At 72.3% G+C, this 21,702-nt stretch carries 25 protein-coding genes; 15 read left to right on the top strand and 10 right to left on the bottom strand.

The window, feature by feature from the left end:
- Positions 1–244 (bottom strand): hypothetical protein (locus VGD85_RS14055; protein WP_331064064.1); only part of this gene is annotated, 244 nt, incomplete at its 3' end.
- 170 nt (positions 245–414) lie between these two features.
- Between VGD85_RS14055 and VGD85_RS14050 the strand changes: the two genes are divergently transcribed.
- Positions 415–1,065 carry a hypothetical protein gene (locus VGD85_RS14050; protein WP_331064063.1) on the top strand — a complete coding sequence of 217 codons (651 nt, stop codon included), beginning with the start codon at positions 415–417 and terminating at the stop codon, positions 1,063–1,065.
- 49 nt (positions 1,066–1,114) lie between these two features.
- Positions 1,115–1,657 (top strand): hypothetical protein, encoded by a 543-nt coding sequence (locus VGD85_RS14045; protein WP_331064062.1) that lies wholly within the window; start codon positions 1,115–1,117, stop codon positions 1,655–1,657.
- Positions 1,658–1,693: 36 nt separating this feature from the next.
- Here VGD85_RS14045 and VGD85_RS14040 read toward each other — a convergent pair whose 3' ends face one another.
- The 4 genes from VGD85_RS14040 to VGD85_RS14025 are packed head-to-tail and all read right to left on the bottom strand — an operon-like array spanning position 1,694 to position 5,035.
- Positions 1,694–2,032 carry a sec-independent translocase gene (locus tag VGD85_RS14040; RefSeq protein ID WP_331064061.1) on the bottom strand — a complete coding sequence of 113 codons (339 nt, stop codon included), beginning with the start codon at positions 2,030–2,032 and terminating at the stop codon, positions 1,694–1,696.
- Positions 2,033–2,062: 30 nt separating this feature from the next.
- Entirely contained in the window at positions 2,063–3,226 is a 1,164-nt protein-coding gene (locus VGD85_RS14035) for an Mrp/NBP35 family ATP-binding protein (protein WP_331064060.1), read from the bottom strand.
- 11 nt (positions 3,227–3,237) lie between these two features.
- Positions 3,238–3,768: a DUF1003 domain-containing protein gene (locus VGD85_RS14030; protein ID WP_331064059.1), complete on the bottom strand. Its 531-nt coding sequence runs from the start codon at positions 3,766–3,768 to the stop codon at positions 3,238–3,240.
- Positions 3,761–5,035 carry a magnesium transporter MgtE N-terminal domain-containing protein gene (locus VGD85_RS14025; protein WP_331064058.1) on the bottom strand — a complete coding sequence of 425 codons (1,275 nt, stop codon included), beginning with the start codon at positions 5,033–5,035 and terminating at the stop codon, positions 3,761–3,763. Before VGD85_RS14025 ends, VGD85_RS14030 begins: the two co-directional genes overlap by 8 nt.
- A gap of 44 nt (positions 5,036–5,079) precedes the next feature.
- Between VGD85_RS14025 and VGD85_RS14020 the strand changes: the two genes are divergently transcribed.
- From VGD85_RS14020 to VGD85_RS13995, 6 genes are all read left to right on the top strand, one after another.
- Entirely contained in the window at positions 5,080–6,234 is a 1,155-nt protein-coding gene (locus VGD85_RS14020) for a hypothetical protein (RefSeq protein WP_331064057.1), read from the top strand.
- 162 nt (positions 6,235–6,396) lie between these two features.
- A complete protein-coding gene (locus tag VGD85_RS14015) occupies positions 6,397–7,554 on the top strand; it encodes a hypothetical protein (RefSeq protein ID WP_331064056.1) in 1,158 nt (385 codons plus the stop codon).
- Between the two features lie 133 nt (positions 7,555–7,687).
- Complete coding sequence (locus tag VGD85_RS14010; protein ID WP_331064055.1) at positions 7,688–8,887, top strand: acyl-CoA dehydrogenase family protein; 1,200 nt, start codon at positions 7,688–7,690, stop codon at positions 8,885–8,887.
- 123 nt (positions 8,888–9,010) lie between these two features.
- Positions 9,011–10,003 (top strand): endonuclease/exonuclease/phosphatase family protein, encoded by a 993-nt coding sequence (locus tag VGD85_RS14005; RefSeq protein ID WP_331064054.1) that lies wholly within the window; start codon positions 9,011–9,013, stop codon positions 10,001–10,003.
- Positions 10,004–10,145: 142 nt separating this feature from the next.
- Positions 10,146–10,328 (top strand): DUF5302 domain-containing protein, encoded by a 183-nt coding sequence (locus tag VGD85_RS14000; protein WP_331064053.1) that lies wholly within the window; start codon positions 10,146–10,148, stop codon positions 10,326–10,328.
- A 93-nt stretch (positions 10,329–10,421) separates the two neighbouring features.
- Positions 10,422–10,955 carry a MaoC family dehydratase gene (locus VGD85_RS13995; RefSeq protein ID WP_331064052.1) on the top strand — a complete coding sequence of 178 codons (534 nt, stop codon included), beginning with the start codon at positions 10,422–10,424 and terminating at the stop codon, positions 10,953–10,955.
- Positions 10,956–10,989: 34 nt separating this feature from the next.
- Here VGD85_RS13995 and VGD85_RS13990 read toward each other — a convergent pair whose 3' ends face one another.
- Positions 10,990–12,171: an MFS transporter gene (locus VGD85_RS13990; RefSeq protein ID WP_331064051.1), complete on the bottom strand. Its 1,182-nt coding sequence runs from the start codon at positions 12,169–12,171 to the stop codon at positions 10,990–10,992.
- A gap of 63 nt (positions 12,172–12,234) precedes the next feature.
- On the opposite strand from VGD85_RS13990, the gene VGD85_RS13985 reads away from it, so the two are divergent.
- The 3 genes from VGD85_RS13985 to VGD85_RS13975 all read left to right on the top strand — a co-directional run bounded on the left by VGD85_RS13985 (position 12,235) and on the right by VGD85_RS13975 (position 14,483).
- Positions 12,235–12,801 (top strand): histidine phosphatase family protein, encoded by a 567-nt coding sequence (locus VGD85_RS13985; RefSeq protein ID WP_331064050.1) that lies wholly within the window; start codon positions 12,235–12,237, stop codon positions 12,799–12,801.
- Positions 12,802–12,939: 138 nt separating this feature from the next.
- Complete coding sequence (locus VGD85_RS13980) at positions 12,940–13,587, top strand: DUF6758 family protein (RefSeq protein WP_331064049.1); 648 nt, start codon at positions 12,940–12,942, stop codon at positions 13,585–13,587.
- Between the two features lie 20 nt (positions 13,588–13,607).
- Positions 13,608–14,483, top strand: coding sequence for a PHP domain-containing protein (locus VGD85_RS13975; protein ID WP_331064048.1), 876 nt, complete (start codon positions 13,608–13,610; stop codon positions 14,481–14,483).
- Between the two features lie 3 nt (positions 14,484–14,486).
- On the opposite strand, the gene VGD85_RS13970 is transcribed toward VGD85_RS13975, so the two are convergent.
- Positions 14,487–15,248, bottom strand: a complete 762-nt coding sequence (locus VGD85_RS13970; protein ID WP_331064047.1) for an SDR family oxidoreductase — start codon at positions 15,246–15,248, stop codon at positions 14,487–14,489.
- A 62-nt stretch (positions 15,249–15,310) separates the two neighbouring features.
- Between VGD85_RS13970 and VGD85_RS13965 the strand changes: the two genes are divergently transcribed.
- Both VGD85_RS13965 and VGD85_RS13960 read left to right on the top strand, forming a co-directional pair.
- On the top strand, positions 15,311–16,120 hold the full coding sequence (locus VGD85_RS13965; protein WP_331064046.1) for a ParA family protein: 810 nt from the start codon (positions 15,311–15,313) through the stop codon (positions 16,118–16,120).
- Positions 16,117–16,806, top strand: coding sequence for a L,D-transpeptidase (locus VGD85_RS13960; protein ID WP_331064045.1), 690 nt, complete (start codon positions 16,117–16,119; stop codon positions 16,804–16,806). Before VGD85_RS13965 ends, VGD85_RS13960 begins: the two co-directional genes overlap by 4 nt.
- 47 nt (positions 16,807–16,853) lie before the next feature.
- Here VGD85_RS13960 and VGD85_RS13955 read toward each other — a convergent pair whose 3' ends face one another.
- Positions 16,854–18,326: a DEAD/DEAH box helicase gene (locus VGD85_RS13955; RefSeq protein WP_331064044.1), complete on the bottom strand. Its 1,473-nt coding sequence runs from the start codon at positions 18,324–18,326 to the stop codon at positions 16,854–16,856.
- Between the two features lie 187 nt (positions 18,327–18,513).
- On the opposite strand from VGD85_RS13955, the gene VGD85_RS13950 reads away from it, so the two are divergent.
- Positions 18,514–19,227 (top strand): ferritin-like fold-containing protein, encoded by a 714-nt coding sequence (locus VGD85_RS13950; RefSeq protein WP_331064043.1) that lies wholly within the window; start codon positions 18,514–18,516, stop codon positions 19,225–19,227.
- A gap of 123 nt (positions 19,228–19,350) precedes the next feature.
- Here the strand turns inward: VGD85_RS13950 and VGD85_RS13945 are convergent, their stop codons facing one another.
- Both VGD85_RS13945 and VGD85_RS13940 read right to left on the bottom strand, forming a co-directional pair.
- Positions 19,351–19,614, bottom strand: coding sequence for a DUF3107 domain-containing protein (locus tag VGD85_RS13945; protein ID WP_331064042.1), 264 nt, complete (start codon positions 19,612–19,614; stop codon positions 19,351–19,353).
- A gap of 9 nt (positions 19,615–19,623) precedes the next feature.
- Positions 19,624–20,196, bottom strand: a complete 573-nt coding sequence (locus tag VGD85_RS13940) for a TetR/AcrR family transcriptional regulator (protein WP_331064066.1) — start codon at positions 20,194–20,196, stop codon at positions 19,624–19,626.
- A gap of 224 nt (positions 20,197–20,420) precedes the next feature.
- Between VGD85_RS13940 and moeZ the strand changes: the two genes are divergently transcribed.
- Positions 20,421–21,620: an adenylyltransferase/sulfurtransferase MoeZ gene (gene moeZ / locus VGD85_RS13935; protein WP_331064065.1), complete on the top strand. Its 1,200-nt coding sequence runs from the start codon at positions 20,421–20,423 to the stop codon at positions 21,618–21,620.
- Positions 21,621–21,702 lie beyond the last annotated feature (82 nt).

Here is a 21,702-nt window from a genome sequence, read left to right as displayed (position 1 = left end):
CCGGGACGCCCGGCGTCCGGGCGCGGCGCCCACGCACCGCCTCGGCGACGGTCACGGTGGCCGCCAGCCACAGCCAGCCGGTGCCGAGCAGCGCGACGGCGGCGCACGTGCGCACCAGGAGGTCGTCGAAGGCCGGATCGGCCGGGGACGACCACGCCACCGGCGCCACCCAGGCCACGAGCCCGCCCGCGAGGACGGACGCGGTGACCCAGACGGCCAGGCAGCGCAGCGGTGGTGCGGACATCCCGAGACCTGCGATTCATACGTTTGCGTCTGTTTGCTTCAGATAACGCCTCTTTACTCTCGAAGTCAACGGTTCATCCACAGCAGGCGCCGCGCGAGGGTGCGCCGGGCGGCCGATCTGAGTACGGGTGCGCAGGTGGCGGGGCCCGCGGGTCGCGCACAGTGATCGGCATGAGGACCTTCCTGCGCTGGTGCGCCGCCCTGCTGCTCCTGGCCGTGCTCGTCGCAGCCGCCGGTTACCTCGCCGGCGGCCTGCACGGCGCGGCCCAGGTGGCGAAGGCGAAGGAGGCCGCGGCCGCCGCGGTCGAGGTGGGTCTGCCGGCCGGTCAGCGGCAGGCGGATCACGAACAGGCGCGCGTACACCGGGCGGCCGTCGAGCGGTGGGGGAGCCCGGCGTACTCCTGGCAGGAGCTCGTCTGCGCGATCGGCAGCCGCGATGCCGGGTGGATCGTCGAGAGCTACGAACAGGACTGCCGGATCGTCAGCGTCGACCTGGTCCCCCGGCCGCGGACCACCGGCACGGGGTGCACGAGCCTGTGGGTCCGGACGGGACCCCTGGCCGGCGCCGACCTCGTGCGTGGGTCCACGGCCGCGCTGGCCCAGCAGGAGCCGTCCGCGGCGATGTGTCCGGACGGGATCGTGACGCCGCGGCGCTCCGGCGCGACGCGACTGCTGAGCGGGGCGCGGCCCGCCGACCTGGACGAGAGCCCCGCCTGGCTCGTCGTCACCACGTCGGTGGAGGTCAGCACGACCGATCTGGGCTGCGACCCGTGGGCGCTGCTGTTCTGCCAGGCCCCGGTCGACGAGCCCGTCCTCGGGTGAGCCGCGGCGACCGGCTGCCGACGCCGCCGCGACGTGGCAGGGTCGGCACATGACGTGGGAGGAAGAGCTCTTCGCGGTGCTCGACGACCTCGAGCAGCAGGCCGAGGCGCTCTACGACGCCGAGCGCAGTGCCGAGCTCGCCGACCGCAGCCGGACGGAGTACCAGCAGGTCACGCTCGCCAGCCGCCTGATGGCCTCGCTCGGGCAGCAGGTCCGGATGGAGGTGATCGGCCTCGGCCTCGTGTCGGGCACGCTCGACCGGGTCGGCGACGGCTGGTGCCTCGTCACCGGCCACGCCCAGGACTGGGTGCTGCGGCTCGGGGCGGTCGCGGCCGTCCACGGCGCCTCGGAGCGCTCCCTGCCCGAGGTGGCCTGGTCGCCGGTCGCCAGGCTGGGGCTCGGCTCCGCCCTGCGCCGGATCGCGGATGCGGGGGAGCGCTGCGTGGTGCACCTGGCCGACGGCACCGCCCACGACGTGCTCCTGCGGCGGGTCGGTGCCGACTTCGTGGAGGCCGTGGCCGGCGAGGTCGGGGCGGACCGCACGCTCCTGGTGGCCTTCGCCGCCCTGGCGGGGGTCCAGAGCCGGGAGTGACGCGGCTCGGTGAACCGCGGCTCGGTGAATCGCGGCTCAGGTGGCGTCGGGGTCGTACGGCGGGACCTCGCCGTCGCCCAGCGGTCGTTGGCCGCGACGCGGCGGCCGGGGCGGCACGTCCTCGTCGTCGTCCTCGAGCACCTCGGTGAGGTGGCGCCTCACGATCTCGCGCGGATCGAGGTCCTTCAGCTCGAGGTCGGCGTACTCGGGGCCGAGCTCGGCGCGCAGCTCGTCACGGGCGTTGTTGGCCAGCGTCCGGGCCTTGCGCACCATGATGCCGGCCTGGCGCGCCAGCTCGGGCAGCTTGTCCGGTCCGAACACGAGGACCGCGACGAACGCGAGCACCGCGAACTCCGGCAGGCCGACCCCGAACACGGGCTAGAACCTACAGCCTCGTCGCGACCGCTAGAACTTGCTGGTCGGGGTGAGCCCCAGCTGCATCCCCGCCAGTCCACGCCCGCGGCCCGAGATCCTCTCGGCGATCGCGGTGAGGGCCGTCGCCCCGGGGGACGTCGGGTCGGACTCGACGATCGGCTTGCCGGCATCGCCGCCCTCGCGCAGCGAGGTGTCGAGGGGGATCTCGCCGAGCACGGCCACCTCGTAGCCGAACCGCGTGGACAGCGTCTGCGCCACGCGGGCGCCGCCGCCGGCGCCGAAGATCTCGAGCCGGTGCTCGGTGCCCTCCGCGGCGCAGTGCGGGCAGGGCAGGAAGCTCATGTTCTCGATCACGCCGACGACCCGCTGGTGCATCATCGAGGCCATCGTGCCGGCGCGCTCGGCGACCTCGGCGGCGGCCTCCTGCGGCGTGGTCACCACGACGACCTCGGCGCCGGGCAGGTGCTGCCCGAGCGAGATCGCGATGTCGCCGGTGCCGGGCGGCAGGTCGAGGAGCAGGACGTCGAGGTCGCCCCAGTAGACGTCGGCGAGCATCTGCACGAGCGCGCGGTCGAGCATCGGGCCGCGCCAGGCCACGACCTGGTCGCGGCGCGGCTTGAGCATGCCGATCGAGATCACCGAGACCCCGCTCGGCGTGGGGACGGGCATGATCAGGTCGTCGACCTGGGTCGGTCGCTGGTCGGCGACGCCGAGCATCGCCGGCACCGAGTGTCCGTAGATGTCGGCGTCCACGACGCCGACCTTCAGACCCGAGCGAGCCATCGCGATCGCCAGGTTGACCGTGACCGAGGACTTGCCGACGCCGCCCTTGCCGCTGGCGATCGCGAACACCTTGGTCAGCGAGCCGGGCTGGGCGAACGGGATCTCGCGCTGGGCCTGCCCGCCGCGCAGCGTCTCGTGCAGGGCGCCGCGCTGCTCGGCGGTCATCACCCCGAGGGTCAGGTCGACGCCTGTGACGCCGGCGACCCGGGAGACCGCGGCGGTCACGTCGCGGTTGATCGTGTCCTTCAGCGGACAGCCCGCGACCGTGAGCAGCACGGTCAGGTGGACCACGCCGGCGTCATCGACCTCGACCGAGTCGACCATGCCCAGGTCGGTGATCGGACGCTTGATCTCGGGGTCGTTCACGGTCGCGAGAGCAGCGTTGACCTGCTCGAGGGACGGGGCGCTCATGATCCCCGAGTCTAGGCGGTGGCCGCCTCGCCCTCGTCGTCGCCCGGGTGACTCTGCGCACGTTCGTCGAGCTCCTGCAGCAGCGATCGCAGCTCCGAGCGCAGGAAGTCGCGGGTGGCGACCTCGCCGACGGCCATCCGCAGCGAGGCGACCTCGCGGGCGAGGAACTCCATGTCGGCGTGGGCGCGGGCGTTGGCCTGCCGGTCCTGCTCGGCGATGACCTTGTCGCGCTGCTCCTGCCGGTTCTGGGCGAGCAGGATCAGCGGCGCGGCGTACGACGCCTGCAGGCTGAGCATCAGCGTCAAGAAGATGAACGGGTAGTCGTCGAAGCTGCTCGTGCCCGGCAGCACGAGGTTCCAGACGACCCACGCGGCGACGAACAGCGTCATGTAGATGAGGAACTTCGCGGTCCCCATGAACCGGGCGAACTGCTCGGCGAAGATCCCGAAGGCGTCGGAGTCGTACGACGGCCGGCGCACCAGCGGCCGGCGCGCCTCCTTGGGGGTGTCCAGCCGGGTGCGGGGCGTGCGGGGCTCAGCCACGGCGCACCCCCTGCGAGCGGTCGGTGGAGCGGATCGCCTGGTCGCGCCAGTTCTCCGGGAGCATGTGGTCGAGCAGGTCGTCGACGCTCACCGCGCCGAGCAGGTGGCCGTTCTCGTCGACGACGGGCGCGGCGACCAGGTTGTAGGTCGCGAGGTGGGCCGCGACCTGGTCGATCGTGGCCTCGGGCTTGAGGGGGTCCATCGAGTCGTCGAGGACGCCGGCCACCAGCGTGGACGGAGGCTCGCGCAGCAGCCGCTGGATGTGCGCGACACCGAGGAACCGGCCGGTGGGTGTCTCGAGCGGCTGGCGGCACACGTAGACCAGAGCGGCCAGCGCCGGGGTGAGCTCGGGGTTGCGGACGTGGGCCAGGGCGTCGGCGATCGTGGCGTCCGGGCCGAGGATCACCGGCTCCGGCGTCATCATCGCGCCGGCGGTGTTCTCGACGTACGACATCAGGCGCTTGACGTCCTCGGCCTCCTCGGGCTCCATCAGCTCGAGCAGCGCGGCCGCGGTCTCGGGGGGCAGGTCGGCGATCAGGTCGGCCGCGTCGTCGGGCGACATCTCCTCCAGGACGTCGGCCGCGCGCTCGGAGTCGAGGTGCTCGAGGATGTCGACCTGGTCCTCCTCGGGCAGCTCCTCGAGGACGTCGGCCAGCCGCTCGTCGTCGAGCGCGGCGACGACGGCGGTGCGCCGCTCGGCGGGCAGGTCGCGGATCATGTTCGCGGCGTCGGCCGGCCGCATCTCGTTGAGCGCCGCGATCAGGTGGGTGGCCCCCTGCGTCTCCTCCCGGCGGGTCAGCCCGTCGACGTCGCGCCACTCCACGACATGGGTCTGGCCGCGCCGGCGCAGCCCCTTGGACGGTTCCTGGACCGCGACCCGGCTCAGCACCCAGTCGCGGTTGCGGGCCTGCTCCATCGCCACGTCGTAGACGGTGCCGCTCACGCCGGAGCTGGTGATCCGCACGGTGCGGTCGAGCATCTGCCCGATCACCAGCGTCTCGGTCGGTCGCTGCTCGAAGCGGCGCATGTTCAACAGCCCGGTCGTGTACACCTGGCCGCTGTCGATGTTCGTCACGCGCGTCATCGGCACGAAGATCCGCCGCCGCCCGAACACCTCGGCGACCATCCCCAGCACCCGCGGCTGATGCACCTCCGAGCGGACCGCCACCACGAGGTCGCGGACCTTGCCGACCTGGTCGCCCTGGGGGTCGAAGATCGGCAGCCCGACCAGGCGGGCCGCGTACACGCGGACTGGGGTGGAGCTCACGTCCCCACACGCTACCGGTCAGAACCGTCGGATAGGGTCCGCGCATGGCCGCGGCACGAGGGCAGATCTTCCTGCACGTCGGGATGCCCAAGACCGGGACGACGTTCCTCCAGGCGACCTGCCAGGCCTCGCAGCAGCAGCTCCTGAGCCAGGGGGTCGAGTTCCTCCCGGCCACCCGGCGGGAGGCCTCGTGGCTCTCGCTGACGGTCCTCGACCAGCTCGACGCCGAGCGCGACCCCGCGGCCGCCCTGACGATGTGGGACCGCTTCGTCGCGGCCGCCCGGGCCAGCCGGGCGCCCCGTCTGCTGGTCTCCGACGAGCTGCTCGGCGGGGCGACGGAGGAGCAACTGCGCCGGCTCACCCGCGCCGTGCCCGGGCGCGAGGTGCACCTGGTCCTGACGATCCGCGGGCTGGCCAAGCTGCTGCCGTCGACCTGGCAGCAGCGGATCCAGCAGGGCAGCGAGGCGCCGGCGCTCGACGACTTCGTCGAGCAGATCGCCGGACGGACCGGACCGATCGCCGAGCGGTGGTGGCGTGAGCGTGGCGTCGGGCCGGTGATCGAGCGCTGGTCGGCGGAGGTGCCGCCCGAGCGCATCCACGTGGTGATCATGCCGCGGCCCGGCGCCGGCGGATCCACGCTGCTCGAGCGCTACTGCGGGGTCCTCGGCGTGCGCGCCGACGACCTGGTGACCGACCATGGGGACCGCAACCCGGCGCTCGGTCGCGCCCAGGCCGAGCTGCTGCGCCTGGTGAAGGAGCAGGTGCCGGACGAGCTGATGGACCGGCACGGCTACGTGCCGGTCGGGAAGTGGTGGCTGGCCCGCCAGCACCTCGCCCCGCAGGGCGGTACGCCGCCGCGGATGCCGGCCCGGTTCCGCGACTGGTGCGAGACCGAGGCGCGCGCGACGATCGCCTCCCTGCGGGCGAGCGGCGTCGACGTCGTGGGCGACCCCGACGACCTGCTCCCGGACCCGACGGACTTCGACGACGGGGTGGCGCCCACCGAGGCCGAGCTGCTCGCGGCGGCCGTGCGGGCGCTGGCGTCGATCGGGGTGCAACGGGTCGAGGAGCAGGCCGCCCGCCGAGCGGCGCAGCCACCCGCGTCGCGACGGGCCCGGCTCCGGCGGCGCGCAGGCCGCGTCGGTCGGGTCGGCCGGGAGCTGGCACATCGCTCAGGTCTGCGGCGCCGCCGCCGATGAGACGGTGGGGTCGAGGGCCGACACGGGTCCTCGGCGTTGCCGGGGACCGGTCCGCGGGGCCGTCTCCGACAAGGTTGGGACGTGGTCGTCCGGGGTAGAGTCAGCACAGCCCGGCGGCGGCACGGACCGGCATCGACCGGGGTGGAAGAGGGTTCGCGAGGCATGTCCAACGACGCCGGATCACACGGTCCGGGTCCCCACGATCCGGGGCCCCCGGGTCCAGGGGAGCGCAACGGCGCCGCGATCGCGACGATCGCCGTCGTGGGCCTGCTCGGCCTCGTCGTGTCGGTGCTGGCGATCTTCCGGCCCGCCGACACCGGTCCCAGCGCCGGAGACCTGACCTACGCCACGCCGCGGACGACCGCCACGCAGCCCGCGCCGCCCAGCTCGACGAGCTCCTCGGGAGCGGTCGCCGACCAGCAGGACGTGCTGCCGGCCACCGAGCTCCGGCCGCGGCGCCCCGGCATCGCGCCCAAGGCGCCCGGCGCGGGACGGGTGGGTCCCGTCGGGCGGCAGCTGCGGCTGCGCACCCAGCTGGTCCTCCAGCAGGAGCCGACCTCGTTCCGGGTGGCCTCCCTCAACGTCCTCGGTGCCTCCCACACCGGCAAGGGCGGCAACAAGACCGGGTGGGCCGACGGCAACACCCGGATGGGATGGGCGACCTCGGTGCTGCAGTCCTCCGGAGCCGACGTCGTCGGGTTCCAGGAGTTCGAGGAGCCGCAGTTCCACACGTTCCTCAGCCGGGCCGGCAGCGCCTGGGACGTCTACCCGGGGATGAGCGAGGGCCGGCCCGCCGTACGCAACTCGATCGCCTGGAGACGCGACACCTGGCAGCTCGTCGAGGGCGCCACGACGCCGATCCCGTACTTCCACGGCAACCGGGTGCCGATGCCCTACGTCCGGCTGCGCAACATCGCCTCCGGGCAGGACGTCTACTTCCTCAACATCCACAACCCCGCCACCACCCGCCGCTGGGGCGACAACGAGCGCTGGCGCGACCTGGCGACCGAGATCGAGATGGGGCTGGTCAGCCGGATCCACGAGGCCGGCTTCCCGGTGGTGTTCACCGGCGACTTCAACGAGCGCGACGAGGCCTTCTGCAAGGTCACCGGCTCCGGTGCCATGCGGGCGGCCAACGGCGGCTCCGTCGGTGGCAGCTGCGCCCCGCCCGCCAACCGCGGGATCGACTGGATCTTCGGGTCCTCGGTGATCCAGTTCGCCAACTACCGGTCCACCCGGGCCGGGATGGTCCAGCAGGCCACCGACCACCCGTTCGTGGTGGCGGACGCGGTGATCCCACCGCTCGCGACCGGCGGCTGAGCGTGCCGCGACGGTCCTGGGGCGTGGCCCTTCTCACCCGGGTGCCCGATGTCACATGGGCCCAGCCGGGGTACAACAAGTAGGTTACCCGCGAGTTCGTCCCGTGTCGGGACGCCGTCGACGAGAGGACGCCATGGGCCGCCTGTGTGAGACCGAGGGACTGACCGAGGACCAGACCGAGATCCTCAAGGCGGTCCGGACGTTCGTGGAGGAGCGGATCCTGCCGGTCGCGACCGAGCTGGAGCACGCCGACGAGTACCCGCAGGAGATCATCGACGGGCTCAAGGAGCTCGGGATCTTCGGCCTGACGATCCCCGAGGAGTACGACGGGCTGGGCGAGTCGCTGCTGACCTACGCGCTGTGCGTGGAGGAGATCGCGCGCGGCTGGATGAGCGTCTCCGGCGTGATCAACACCCACTTCATCGTCGCCTACATGCTGATGAAGCACGGCACCGAGGAGCAGAAGCGCAAGTACCTGCCCCGGATGGCGACCGGCGAGGTCCGCGGCGCGTTCTCGATGTCCGAGCCCGGGCTCGGCTCCGACGTGTCCGCGGTCAAGACCAAGGGCACCCGCAACGACGACGGCGGCTACACGATCGACGGCCAGAAGATGTGGCTGACCAACGGCGGCACGTCCAACCTGGTCGCGGTGCTGGCCAAGACCGACGAGGGCGCCGACTCGGTCTACAAGAACATGACGACGTTCCTGGTGGAGAAGGAGCCCGGCTTCGGCGAGACCGCACCCGGCCTGACCATCCCCGGCAAGCTCGACAAGATGGGCTACAAGGGCGTCGAGACCACCGAGGCGGTCTTCGAGGGCCACCGGGTCTCCGCGGACCAGGTGCTCGGCGGCGAGCCCGGGCAGGGCTTCTACCAGATGATGGACGGCGTCGAGGTCGGCCGCGTCAACGTCGCCGCGCGCGCCGTGGGCATCGCCAACCGTGCCTTCGAGCTCGCGATCGCCTACGCCCAGCAGCGCGAGACGTTCGGCAAGCCGATCGCCCAGCACCAGGCGATCTTGTTCCGGCTCGCCGAGATGGCCACCAAGGTCGAGACCGCCCACGCGATGATGGTCAAGGCCGCCCGGCTCAAGGACCGCGGCGAGCGCAACGACGTCGAGGCCGGGATGGCCAAGATGCTGGCCGCGGAGTACTGCAACGAGGTCGTCCAGGACTCCTTCCGGATCCACGGCGGCTACGGCTACTCCAAGGAGTACGAGATCGAGCGCCTCTACCGGGAGGCGGCGTTCATGCTCATCGGCGAGGGCACCTCCGACATCCAGAAGATGATCATCGGTCGCTCGCTGCTCAAGGACTACCAGCTCAAGGGCTGACGCGCGGGCGCTTCACCAATGGGGCTGGTGGGGCTGGTGGGAGGTTAGAGTTCTCCCGTCGCCTCACCTTCCCCGGAGGAACCGATGCTGTCCGACCCACGTTCGCGTTCTCGTGCTGCCGTCGTGGCGGCCCTGCTGCTCGGCATGGTCCTCGGCGCGGGCGCGCTCCGGCTCGCCGGCGGCACCGGCTCGGACGGCGAGGCCGCGCGCCTCGCCGAGGGCACCGTCGCGCCCAGCCCGACGTCGACGCCGACCAGCACCCCGACCCCGGGCACGCCGTCGCAGTTCACGATCAGCTCGCTGAACGTGCTCGGCGCCGGCCACACCGGACCGCACGGCAACAAGAAGGGCTGGGCCTCGGGCGAGCAGCGGATGCGGTGGCTGACCAACGTGATCCGTGACAACGGCGTCGACGTGATCGGCCTCCAGGAGTTCGAGCTCCCGCAGTACCGCGTCTTCATGCAGATGGCCGGCGACGAGTACGGCATCTACCCCGGCCAGACCTGGGGGCCCAAGGCGACCCGCAACTCCGTCGCGTGGAAGCTCGACGAGTGGGAGCTGGTCAGCGCCAGCTGGGTCGAGATCCCGTACTTCCACGGCAACCTGATGCGGATGCCCGTGGTGCTGCTGCGCAACCTCGCGTCCGGCCAGGAGGCGTACTTCTCGACGTTCCACAACCCTGCCAACGCCCGCGGCCCGGCGGCGAAGTGGCGCAAGCAGGCGACCGACATCGAGATCGCCCTGGTCAACCGGCTGCGCGCGGAGAGCGGGCTGCCCGTCTACGTCACCGGCGACATGAACGAGCGGGACATCTACTTCTGCCGGATGACCTCGGGCACGGACATGCTGGCGGCCAACGGCGGCTTCAACGACGGCGGCTCGTGCGGCCCGGCGCGCCCGACGTACATCGACTGGATCTTCGGCTCGCCCGAGACCACGTTCACCGAGTACGCCGCCAACCGGGGCCCGCGCATCCGCCGGTCGACCGATCACCCGATGATCGTGGCGCAGGCCGCGCTGCCGCCGGTGGTCACCGACCCGGACTGCCCGACGCCCACGCCGACCGCCACCCCGACACCCACCCCGACCGGACCGCCGACGCCGAACGTCCCCTGACGCCGCCCGGACACCAGACGCGCCCTGACGCCGGCCGTCCCCGGCTCTCGCCGCGGGCCCGCTGTGGACGGAAGTCCGTGGCGGGCCCGCGGCCTGTCGTGCCATGGTGGGAGGACCCGACAGCGCGAGCGCAGGAGGACCGATGACCGACGCCCACTCCAACGACGACCTCAAGGCGAAGATGCGCGAGGCGCTCGAACGCAAGCAGGCCCGGGGCAAGGGGGTCCACCAGGACGGTCCGGCGCCGGAGAAGGCGCACGGCTCCGAGGTGGTCGGTGGCGCACCGAAGATGCACCGCCGCAAGGCCGGCGGTGGCGGCTCCTGAGTCGGCTCCTGAGTCGGCTCCCACCGGCGGGTGAGGGCGGCTGGTGAGATAAGCCACGGTGCGATCCCGGCCGGGTCCGGGCAGAGTGTGCGCATGCAGTTCGGACGCAGCTACGAGGAGTTCGAGGTCGGCGCGACCTACAAGCACTGGCCGGGCAAGACGGTCACCGAGTACGACGACCACCTGTTCTGTCTCCTGACGATGAACCACCACCCGCTGCACATGGACGTGCACTCCGCGGAGGAGACGACACAGTTCGGCAAGAACGTCGTCGTGGGCAACTACGTCTACTCGATCCTGCTCGGGATGAGCGTGCCGGACATCTCCGGCAAGGCGATCGCCAACCTGGAGATCGAGTCGCTGCGCCACGTCGCCCCGACGTTCCACGGGGACACGCTGTACGGCGAGACCACGGTGCTCGACAAGTGGGAGTCGACGTCGAAGGACGACCGTGGCGTCGTCCACGTCGAGACGATCGGCTACAACCAGGACGGCAAGGTCGTGTGCATCTTCCGCCGCAAGGTGATGGTGCCCAAGAACAACTACCTGGAGTCGCGCGGCGGCGAGCAGCCCGGCCGACCCGTCCCGCAGCCCGACAAGTTCTGGAGCGGCCCCGCGTCGAGCTAGCTCGACGCGTCCCGACACCGGGCCACGAGGCCGATCAGGTCGCTGATGGCCGGCGTTCCCTGACCCGCAGCGCGGCGACCCGCGGCGCGAACGCCGGTGCCAGCGGCACGATGCCGAGCACCAGCACCATCGGGACCGCGAAGCCGATCCGCAGCGAGTCGGACCCGACGAGGCCGGTGAGCACCGACCCGAGCAGCGCACCGACGTAGTTGAACTGGTTGAAGCGGGCGATCACGGCGTCCACACGGGCCTGCCGCACCGCGGGCTCCAGGCCCTCGCCGCCCGCGATGCGCGCCGCGGCCGAGAAGCTCAACGGCGCGACCACGGCCACCCCGCCACCGAGCAGCGCGAAGCCGAGGATCGCCACCCGCCAGTCGGGGGAGAACACCACGACGGCGAGTGCGGCGGCGCCCACGACCGCGCCGGCCCGCAGGACCGGCACCGGGCCGAAGCGGCGGACGATGCCGTCACCGGCCAGGCGGACCGCGCCACTGACGAGCAGATAGGTCAGCGCCGCGAGCGCGACGTACCGCTCCGGCGTCGGGAACGTGTGGTCGAGGAACAGCGGTCCCCAGGTCTGCACCGCGGTGTCGACCATGTAGAAGAGCACCATCGCGATCCCGACGAGCAGGATCGGGCGCCACGGCACCGCGATCTCGGCGGGCAGCTCGGTCGGACCGTGGTCGCGGGGGAGGAACGGCGCGAACGCGATCAGCAGCGGCACGACGGCGACCGCGGCGTTCGCCGAGAGCGGCAGGTGTGCGGTGCCGAGGGTCACGGTGGCGCCGGCGGCGCCGCCCAGCGTCCACGCGCCGTGGAAGGACGGGAGGATCGGCCGCTGGTAGCGGTGCTCCAACGCGACAGCCTGCATGTTGGTGCTCGCGTCGACGATGCCCAGCCCGAAGCCGTAGACCGCGATGCCGGCCACGAACATCTCGGTGATCCGCGCGGTGCACAGCACCGGGACGCCGACCGCGACGATCAGCAGCCCGGTGCGCAGCAGCAGCGCGCTGTCGCGCTGCTTGGCCAGCGTCTCGGCGACGACGGACCCCGCGCCGGCGAGCAGGATCATCATCAGCAGGATCAGCGACAGGTCGACGTCCGAGAGGCGCCACCGGTCCTGGAACTCCGGCAGCCGGGTCGTCAGGCTCAGCAGGATGAGGCCCTGGCTGAGGAAGCCGGCCGCGGTCGCCAGGCGCGCCCGGGTGAGGTCCATGCGCGGCATCGTGGCACGGATGCGGTCGGCCCGGGGCGGTATGCGCCATGTCACACTCGGGCGGTGGATCCCTCGAACGAGCTCTGGATCGTCCGGCACGGTGCGACGGAGTGGAGCCGCGACCACCGGCACACCTCGGTGACGGACCTGCCGCTCCTGCCCGAGGGCGAGCAGGTGGCGCGGTCGCTGGCGCCCCGCCTCGCCGAGGTGGAGTTCGCGCAGGTGCTGACCAGCCCGCGGCTGCGCGCCCGGCGTACCGCCGAGCTGGCGGGGTTCCCGGACGCCGTCGTCGACGGGGACCTCGCCGAGTGGGCGTACGGTGACTACGAGGGCACCACCACCGAGGAGATCCGCGAGGACGTGCCGGGGTGGACGGTCTGGACGCACCCCGTGCCCGGGGGAGAGACCGCGGAGGACATCACGCGGCGCCTGGACCGCGTGATCGCTCGTGCGCGCGGCGCCGCGGGCCCCGTGCTGGCGTTCGGGCACGGCCACGCGCTGCGCGCCCTCGCCGCACGCTGGCTCGAGCTGCCCGCCACCGACGGCCGGCACTTCCGTCTGGACACCGCGACCGTCTCGGTCCTCGGCTGGGAGCGGGAGACGCCCGTGCTGCGCTGCTGGAACTCCTGAGCCGTCCCGCGGTGGTCCTCACGCACCTGACCCAACTGTCGTCCCCGGGCGCTGTGCGCAGCAGTTCTGTCAGGTGCGCGGGGCCCCCACGGACCTTGTGCTCTTGACGTCCGACACCGCGATCCGCACCGTTGACGCATGTCGTTCGCGGCGAGCTGTGTGCGGTGCTCCGCGCCGGTGCTGGAGGCGCCGGACGATCCGGAGGGGCGCTGGGCGTGCCCCCAGCACGGGCTGACCCGGGCCCTGTGGCACGCCGGCGATGCGACGTACGAGACGTTCGGCGAGCACCTCGCGCTGACGCGGACCTTCCCGACGTACCTGCCCTGGCCGCTGAGCCCCGGCTGGGCGGTGACCGACTTCGCCGCGGTCGGGGACGGGCCCGAGCGGGCCCGCGCCTCGCTCACGTGCGTGTCCGGCACGAGCGAGCTCGACGGGCCGGTGGACGTGCTCGTGGTCGCGGAGGAGGCCGGCACCGGTCTCGGCGCCCGCTGCGCGGGCACCCGGTACGACGACCCGGGCGCCGACATCGGCCACCGTCCGCCGACGGTGCGGATCCGGATCGGCAGCCAGTCGGTGAACCTGTGGGACGTGTCCACCAGCGGCGCGGACGGCGAGTTCGACCGGTCGGTGGTGGCGGGGGAGGCCGGCGGGCGCTGGCTGTGGATCGTGCTGCGACCCGCGTCCGCGCTGTTGCTGCTGCGCGACGACTGGATCCTGCGCGACGTCTCGCACCTCGGCCCCCAGCTCGTCGAGCTGCCGTTCGGAGGGCCGCGCCCCAGCTGGTGAGCCGACACTAGGCTGCACGGGTGCGCATCGACCTCCACACGCACTCGCGGGCCAGCGACGGGACCGACACCCCGTCGGGGCTGGTGCGCGCCGCCGTCGAGGCCGGGCTCGACGTGCTCGCGATCACCGACCACGACACCGCGACCGGGTGGGCGGAGGCGGCCGACGCCGCGGCCGCCCACCGCCTCGAGCTGGTGTCCGGCATGGAGATCAGCACCCGCCACCTCGGCCGCAGCGTGCACCTGCTCGGCTACCTCCCGGATCCGACGTACGCCCCGCTCGCGGAGGCGCTCGGCCGGGTCCTCGACGGGCGGGAGGCGCGGGTGCCGACGATGATCGAGCGGCTGCGCGGGCTCGGCATCGACATCACCGCGGACGACGTACGCCGGGCCGCGCGCGGGACGGCCGCGACCGGGCGGCCCCACGTGGCCGACGCCCTCGTCACCCTCGGCGTGGTCGCCGACCGGGACGAGGCGTTCGCGACGTACCTGGGCTGGGGCAAGCCCGCCCATGTCGACCGGTACGCGGTGCCGCTCGTCGACGCGCTGCGGCTGGTGGGGGAGGCCGGCGGGGTGTCGGTGATCGCCCACCCGTGGGGGCGCGGGGGCCTCGCGCGGCCCGACGAGGAGACGTTCGGCGAGCTCCAGGAGCTCGGCCTGGCCGGCATCGAGGTCGACCACCAGGACCACGACGCGGCGGTGCGCGACCGGCTGCGCGCCGTCGCGCGCAACCTCGGGCTGGTGGTCACCGGGTCCAGCGACTACCACGGCGCCGGCAAGAACGACCACGAGCTCGGGTGCAACACGACCGCGCCGGAGGAGTACGCGCGGCTGCTCGACCTGGCCCGGGCCGCATCCGCGCGGTCCGGCCGGGCCACGCCCGCGGTGGTCGGCTGAGCGCTACTTGCGCCCCAGCGCCTGGAACCGCTGGAGCACCCCCGTCGGCACCAGCCGGGCCGCCGTCGCGATGGCCTGGTACTGAGCCCCCGGGATCGAGAACACCTTGCCGCGGGCATGGTCCTTGAGCGCCTTCTCGACCAGGGCGTCGGCGTCGAGCCACATGAAGCCCGGCGCCGAGTCGCGCCGCACCCCCATCCGCTCGTGGAACTCGGTGCGGGTGAAGCCCGGGCACAGGCATGTGACCTGCACGCCCTGGGGCCCGTACTCGTGGTGTGCCCACTCCGAGAAGCTGTTGACCCACGCCTTGGCCGCCGAGTACGAGCCGCGCGGCAGGAACGACGCGACGCTCGAGACGTTGATGATGCCGCCGCTGCCGCGCTGCGACATCGGGGCCAGTGCCGCGTGGCTGAGCCGCATCACCGCGGTGACCAGCACGTCGAGCATCGCCTGCTCCTCCTCGACGGCGTTGTCGAGGAACCGCTTCTTCAGCCCGAAGCCGGCGTTGTTGACCAGCAGGTCCACGGGCCGGTCCGGGTCGGCGAGCCGGGCGGCGACCGCGTCGACCTGGGCGCGGTCGGTCAGGTCGGCGGGGAGCACCTCGACGAGCACGTCGTACGTCGCGCGCAGCTCCTCGGCCTCGGCCTCCAGCCGGTCCCGGTCGCGGGCGACCAGCACCAGGTCGTGGCCCCGGGCGGCGAGCTGGTGGGCGAAGGCACGTCCGATGCCGGCCGTGGGGCCGGTGACCAGGGCGGTTCTCGACATGCGGCACAGTCAAACAGGTGGCTGCGCCATCTGGGCACCCCCGTCCGGCATGATGGGCGGTGATGAGCACGACACTCGCGATCGCCAACCAGAAGGGCGGGGTCGCCAAGACCACGACGGTCGCCTCGGTCGGCGCCGCGCTCGCCGAGCTCGGCCACTCCGTGCTGCTCGTCGACCTCGACCCGCAGTCCTGCCTGACGTTCTCGCTCGGCATCGACCCCGAGGACCTCGAGCTGTCGGTGCACCACGTGCTCACCAAGGGTCTCGACCCGGCCGAGGTGATCATCGAGACCGAGGACGGGGTCGACCTGGTGCCGGCGACGATCGAGCTCGCCCGCGCCGAGGCCGAGCTGCTCACCCGCACCGGACGTGAGCACGTCTTGAAGTCGATGATCGAGGCGCTGGAGGACGCCGAGCTCGAGTACGACTGGATCCTGCTCGACTGCCCGCCCTCGCTCGGCGTCCTGACGGTCGCGGCGCTGACCGCCGCCGACGGTGTCCTGGTGCCGCTGCAGTGCGAGACGCTCTCGCATCGCGGGGTGGGGCAGCTGCTCGACACCGTCCACGACGTGCGCCGGTTCACCAACCGCCGCCTCGAGGTCTGGGGCGTGCTGCCGACGCTGTACGACGGGCGCACCAACCACTCGCGCACGGTGCTCGAGACCATCTCCGAGACCTACGACCTCGAGGTGGTCGAGCCGCCGATCCCGAAGACCATCAAGTTCGCCGAGGCGCCCGCGGCCGGCCGCTCGATCCTGGCGACCAACCGCAGCAGCAAGGGCGCGAAGGCCTACCGCGAGGTCGCCGCGAACCTGGTGGCCCGCGCGAAGCGGCCCCGGGCCAAGGCGGCCGGGAAGGCGAAGAAGAGGTGAGCCGGCACCGAGGTGCCCCGGTACGGCCGCGCTACGGACGGCTGGCGGCCTTGGGCTCCTCGCTCGCGGTCACGGCGATCGCCGTGCTCGGCGGTGCCGGTGTCCTGCCCTCGGCCGTCGGCGACCTCGACGAGCCCGGGCGGTCCGGTGGCGGCGCCGCGGCGATCGAGGGCGTCGCGGCGGACGAGCCGGCGGCCGCACCCTCGACCAGCCCCCCGGCCACCGTCGACGAGGGGTCCGCGGACAGCGACGCCGCCGCGACCGACCCGGTCGACGACGCCGTGCTGCCTGCCGACTCCGGACGAGGGCGGCGCATCGTGTTCAGCCAGAGCCGCCAGCGGGTGTGGCTGGTCGACCGCGGCCAGCACGTCGAGCGCACCTACCTGGTCTCGGGGAGCGTCTCCGACAACCTAGACCCGGGCACCTACTCCGTCTACTCCCGCTCGGAGCAGGCGTGGGGCATCGACGACTCCGGGACGATGCGCTACTTCGTGCGCTTCACCCAGGGCGACACGGGCGCTGCGATCGGGTTCCACGACATCCCGATCGACGGTGGCGAGCCGGTGCAGACGCTCGCCCAGCTCGGCACCCCGCAGTCGCACGGCTGCGTGCGCCAGAAGCGGTCCGACGCCGTCGCTCTATGGGAGTTCGCCCCGCTCGGCACGACCGTCGTCGTCACCGCCTGACGTCGACCCGCCCGTGACTTTCGGGCGGGTCAACCTGGCTGGGGCGCTCAGTCGGTGGCCGCGGCCTGCGTCACGTCGCTGGACCCGGCCGAGGACCCCGAGCCACTCGAGCGGCGCCGGTTGCGCGAGCGCGAACGGTTGCGCGAGCCACCGGGGCGCGCCTCGCCGTCCTGGGTGCCGCCGTCCTGGGCGGCCGCATCCGGCGCGGGAGCCGCCCCGCCCGCGGCGACGGACTTGCCCGAGCGCGTGCGGGTCCGGCTGCGGTTGCGGTTGCGCGAGCTCCGCTCGCCCCGCTCACCGCGCTCCTCGCGCGGCTTGCGCTCCACCGGTGCGGGCTCGGCGATCCGGCCCTTCGTGCCCGGCGCGATGCCCTGGTCGTGGTAGAGGTGCTCGGAGGTGGAGTAGGTCTCCTGCGGCTCCTCGAACGGCAGGTCGAGGGCCTTGTTGATCATCTTCCAGCGGGCCAGGTCGGCCCAGTCCACGAACGTGATCGCGATGCCCGAAGCGCCCGCCCGGCCGGTCCGGCCGATGCGGTGGACGTAGGTCTTGTCGTCCTCGGGGCAGCTGTAGTTGATCACGTGCGAGACCCCGGCGACGTCGATGCCGCGGGCCGCGACGTCGGTGGCCACCAGCACCTGGATCTTGTCCTCGCGGAACCGCGTCAGCGCTTTCTCCCGCGCGACCTGGGCCATGTCGCCGTGCAGCGGACTGGCCTTGAAGCCCCGCTCCACGAGGTCGTCGGCGACCCGCTGCGCCTGCCGCTTGGTCCGGGTGAACACGATGACCTTGGCGACGTCCTCGGCCTGCAGGACGCGGCCGATGATCTCGGGCTTGTCGAGGTCGTGGGCCTGGTAGATGAACTGGGCGGTCGCCGGCACGGTGGCGTTCTCGTACGACGACTCCGCGCGGATGTTCATCGGGTGCCGCATGTGGCGGCGGGCGAGCGAGACGATCGCGGACGGCATCGTGGCCGAGAACAGCATCGTCTGGCGGGTCTCGGGCGTCATCGCCAAGATCCGCTCGACATCGGGCAGGAAGCCCAGGTCGAGCATCTCGTCCGCCTCGTCGAGCACCAGCGCGTGCACGTGGGAGATGTCCAGCGCCCGCCGGTTGCACAGGTCGATGAGCCGACCCGGCGTGCCGACCACGATGTCGACGCCGGCCTGGAGCGCGTCGAGCTGGGGCTCGTAGCCGACCCCGCCGTACACGGTGAGGACGCGGAAGCCGCGGTCGGCGCCCGCGAGCGCGAGGTCGCCGGACACCTGGAGCGCCAGCTCACGGGTCGGGGCGACGATCAGCGCCTGCGGCTTGCCCTGCGGGATCTCGGCGTAGTCGGGGTCCTTGGGGGCGACGCTGCGCTGCAGCACGGGGATGCCGAACGCGAGGGTCTTGCCGGTGCCGGTGCGGGCCTGCCCGATCAGGTCGGTGCCCATCAGGGCGACGGAGAGGGTCATCTCCTGGATGGCGAAGGGGGTGACGATGTTGGCGCGCTCGAGCGCGTCACAGATCTCGGGGAGCACCCCGAGTTCGCGGAAGGTGGTCAGGGTCTTGTCGCTTTCGTGAGTCAGCCGGGATCAACCGAGTGAGTGTCGGATGCGGCGGACTCGGAATGCGGTCTGCCGCGCACATGCGTCGTACGTGCAGGACTACCTGCGGGGGCCACCAGGGCGGCCCCGGTCACGGGCAGTCTATCGGTAGGGTGCGCACGTGCCCTCATCCCCGCCGGACGACGCCGCGCCGAGCGACGGCGTCGCCTTCCAGGACCCGGAGTACCGCGAGGCGGTCGTCGACCTGCTCGGCGCGATCGCGTACGGCGAGATCTCGGCCTTCGAGCGACTCGTCGAGGACGCCAAGCTCGCCCCGACGCTGGAGGACAAGGTCGCGATCGCCAGCATGGCGACCGCCGAGTTCGCCCACCTCGCGCGGCTCAACGAGCGGCTCGCCCAGCTCGGTGCCGACCCGTTCGAGGCGATGGCGCCGTTCGTGGCCGCCATCGACCGGTTCCACGAGTACACCGCGCCCGCCGACTGGTACGAAGGCCTGATCAAGGCGTACGTCGGCGACGGGCTCGCCAACGACTTCTACCGCGAGATCGCGGCCTACCTCGACACCGAGACCCGCGACCTGATCGTGGCGTCGCTGGAGGACAGCGGCCACGCGGCGTTCGTGGTCGACCGGGTCCGGGCGGCGATCGCGGCCGACCACCGGCTCGGCGGCCGGCTCGCCCTGTGGGGGCGCCGGCTGATGGGGGAGGCGCTCACCCAGGCCCAGCGGGTGGCGGCCGACCGCGACGCACTGTCGGCGCTGCTCGCCGGCGGCGTCGACCGTCCCGGCCTCGACCTCGCCGCCATCGGGCGGATGTTCACCCGGATCACCGAACGGCACGCCGAGCGGATGGCCGAGCTGGGGCTGGCCAGCTAGCGTCGGACGCGGCCATCACCGCCCGCCTGCTGCCCACCGTTCTCGCACGCACCTGACAGAACTGTCGTCCTCGCCGGCGGTTCGGCAGCAGTTGCGTCAGGTGCGTCGACGACCGCCGGGCTGCTAGCTGCGGAAGCCCACCTGGCCGAGGGTGCCGTGGCCGATCTCGACGTACGCGAGCTTGGCGACCGGGACGATGACCCGGCGGCCCTTGGTGTCACTGAGCGTGAGCACTCCGTCGGAGGCGACCGCCTCGCTGACCAGCTCGGCGACGCGGTCGGCCGTCTCGTCGATCTCGACGCTCAGCTCACGCGCGGCGTTCTGGACACCGATCTTGACCTCCACGAGGCCCTCCTTCTGCTTCTGGGTGGTTCGGGCTGCGGGCATCCGTGCTCGTCAGTGCTCGTCGGGCCGGGGCTCGTCGGACTTGGGGTAGCCGCGGATGCCTCGCCAGGAGAGTCCGGCGACCAGGGCGGCCGCGTCGGTGCGGTTGATCCCGCCGGGCTCCGTGAGCCAGAACCGCGCGCTCACCTGGGCCATTCCCACGAGCGAGACGGCCAGCAGCCGGCACGCGTCGGCGGGCAGCCCGGTGTCGTCGTGGATGACGTGGGCGATCATCGCGGCGCACTCGGTGGTCACCCGGTCGACGTGGCCGCGGACCGCGGGCTCGCTGGTCAGGTCCGACTCGAACACCAGGCGGAACGCGCCCGACTCGCCGGCGACGTACTCGTAGAACGCCGCCACGGTCGCGGCGACCCGCTGCTTGTTGTCCTGGGTGGACTCCAGGGCGGCGCGACAGTTGTCGATGATCGTGTCGCAGGACTCGTCGAGGAGCGCCAGGTAGAGGTCGAGCTTGCCGGGGAAGTGCTGGTAGAGCACGGGCTTGGAGACGCCGGCGCGCTCGGCGATGTCGTCCATGGCGGCCGCGTGGTAGCCCTGGGCGACGAACACCTCGAGCGCGGACTCCATGAGCTGGGCGCGCCGCTCCCGCCGCGGCAACCGGGTGCCGCGCGTTCGGGCAGCCGGTGGTTCGTATTGCTCAGCACTCACCCGGCGCACTCTACCGGGAACGTGTTGTCGTCCGGATGACGGGACGCGCGGCCGCGCCGGTCGGTCGCGCGAGGGAACATGGCCGTGCCCGCCGATGTTCTCCGGGGGTGTCCGGCAGGCGAACCGACCAGAAGGAGTACGCCGTGTCCTATCCCGCGCTCGTGGAGCCCGCGGACGAGCTGAGCATCGACGAGGTACGTCGCTACAGCCGCCACCTGATCATCCCCGACGTCGGGATGACCGGGCAGAAGCGGCTGAAGAACGCCAAGGTGCTCGTCATCGGCGCCGGCGGCCTCGGCAGCCCCGCGCTGCTCTACCTGGCCGCGGCGGGGGTGGGCACCCTCGGGATCGCGGAGTTCGACGAGGTCGACGAGTCGAACCTGCAGCGCCAGGTCATCCACGGCGTCTCCGACATCGGCAAGGCCAAGGGCCTGTCCGCGAAGGAGTCGATCGCCGAGATCAACCCGTACGTGAACGTCGTGCTGCACGAGGAGCGCCTCGACAACGACAACGTGATGTCGGTGTTCGAGGGCTACGACCTGATCGTCGACGGCACCGACAACTTCGCCACCCGCTACATGGTCAACGACGCGGCGTACTTCCTCGGCATCCCCTACGTGTGGGGATCGATCTACCGCTTCGACGGCCAGGCGTCGGTGTTCGCGCCGACGCTCACGGACGACGCACCCTGCTACCGCTGCCTCTACCCCGAGCCCCCGCCGCCGGGCATGGTGCCCAGCTGCGCCGAGGGCGGCGTGCTCGGCGTGCTGTGCGCGTCGATCGGCTCCATCCAGGTCAACGAGGCCATCAAGCTGCTCACCGGCATCGGCGAGCCGCTCGTCGGCAAGCTGATGATCTACGACGCCCTGGAGATGGAGTACCGCAAGCTCAAGGTCCGCAAGGACCCCAACTGCGCGCTCTGCGGTGACCACCCGACCGTCACCGGGCTCATCGACTACGACGCGTTCTGCGGCGCGCTGTCCAACGAGGCCGCCGAGGCCGCGGCCGGCGCGACGATCTCGGTCACCCAGCTCGAGCACATGCTCAAGGAGCGGGAGGAGGGCACCCGCGACTTCGTGCTCGTCGACGTCCGCGAGCCCAACGAGTACGAGATCAACAAGATCCCCGGCTCGGTGCTGATCCCCAAGGGCGACTTCCTCAACGGATCGGCGCTGGAGAAGCTGCCGGCCGACAAGCAGATCGTCATGCACTGCAAGTCCGGTGTCCGCTCGGCCGAGACCCTCGCGATCGTCAAGGGCGCGGGCTACGCCGACGCCGTCCACGTCGGTGGCGGCGTGGTCGCCTGGGTCAACCAGATCGACCCCAGCCAGCCCTCCTACTAGGCCGAGTCGGCGCCAGTTTCCCCCTGAACAACGCCGAGTCGGCGCCAGTTCCCCCTGAGCCACGCCGAGTCGGCGCCAGTTT

The sequence above is a fragment of the Nocardioides sp. genome (assembly GCF_036401255.1).
In the GTDB taxonomy this organism is placed as follows: Bacteria; Actinomycetota; Actinomycetes; order Propionibacteriales; family Nocardioidaceae; genus Nocardioides.
The sequence above is the reverse complement of the archived record's forward strand: the minus strand, read 5'-3'. Positions and strand labels throughout refer to the sequence as shown.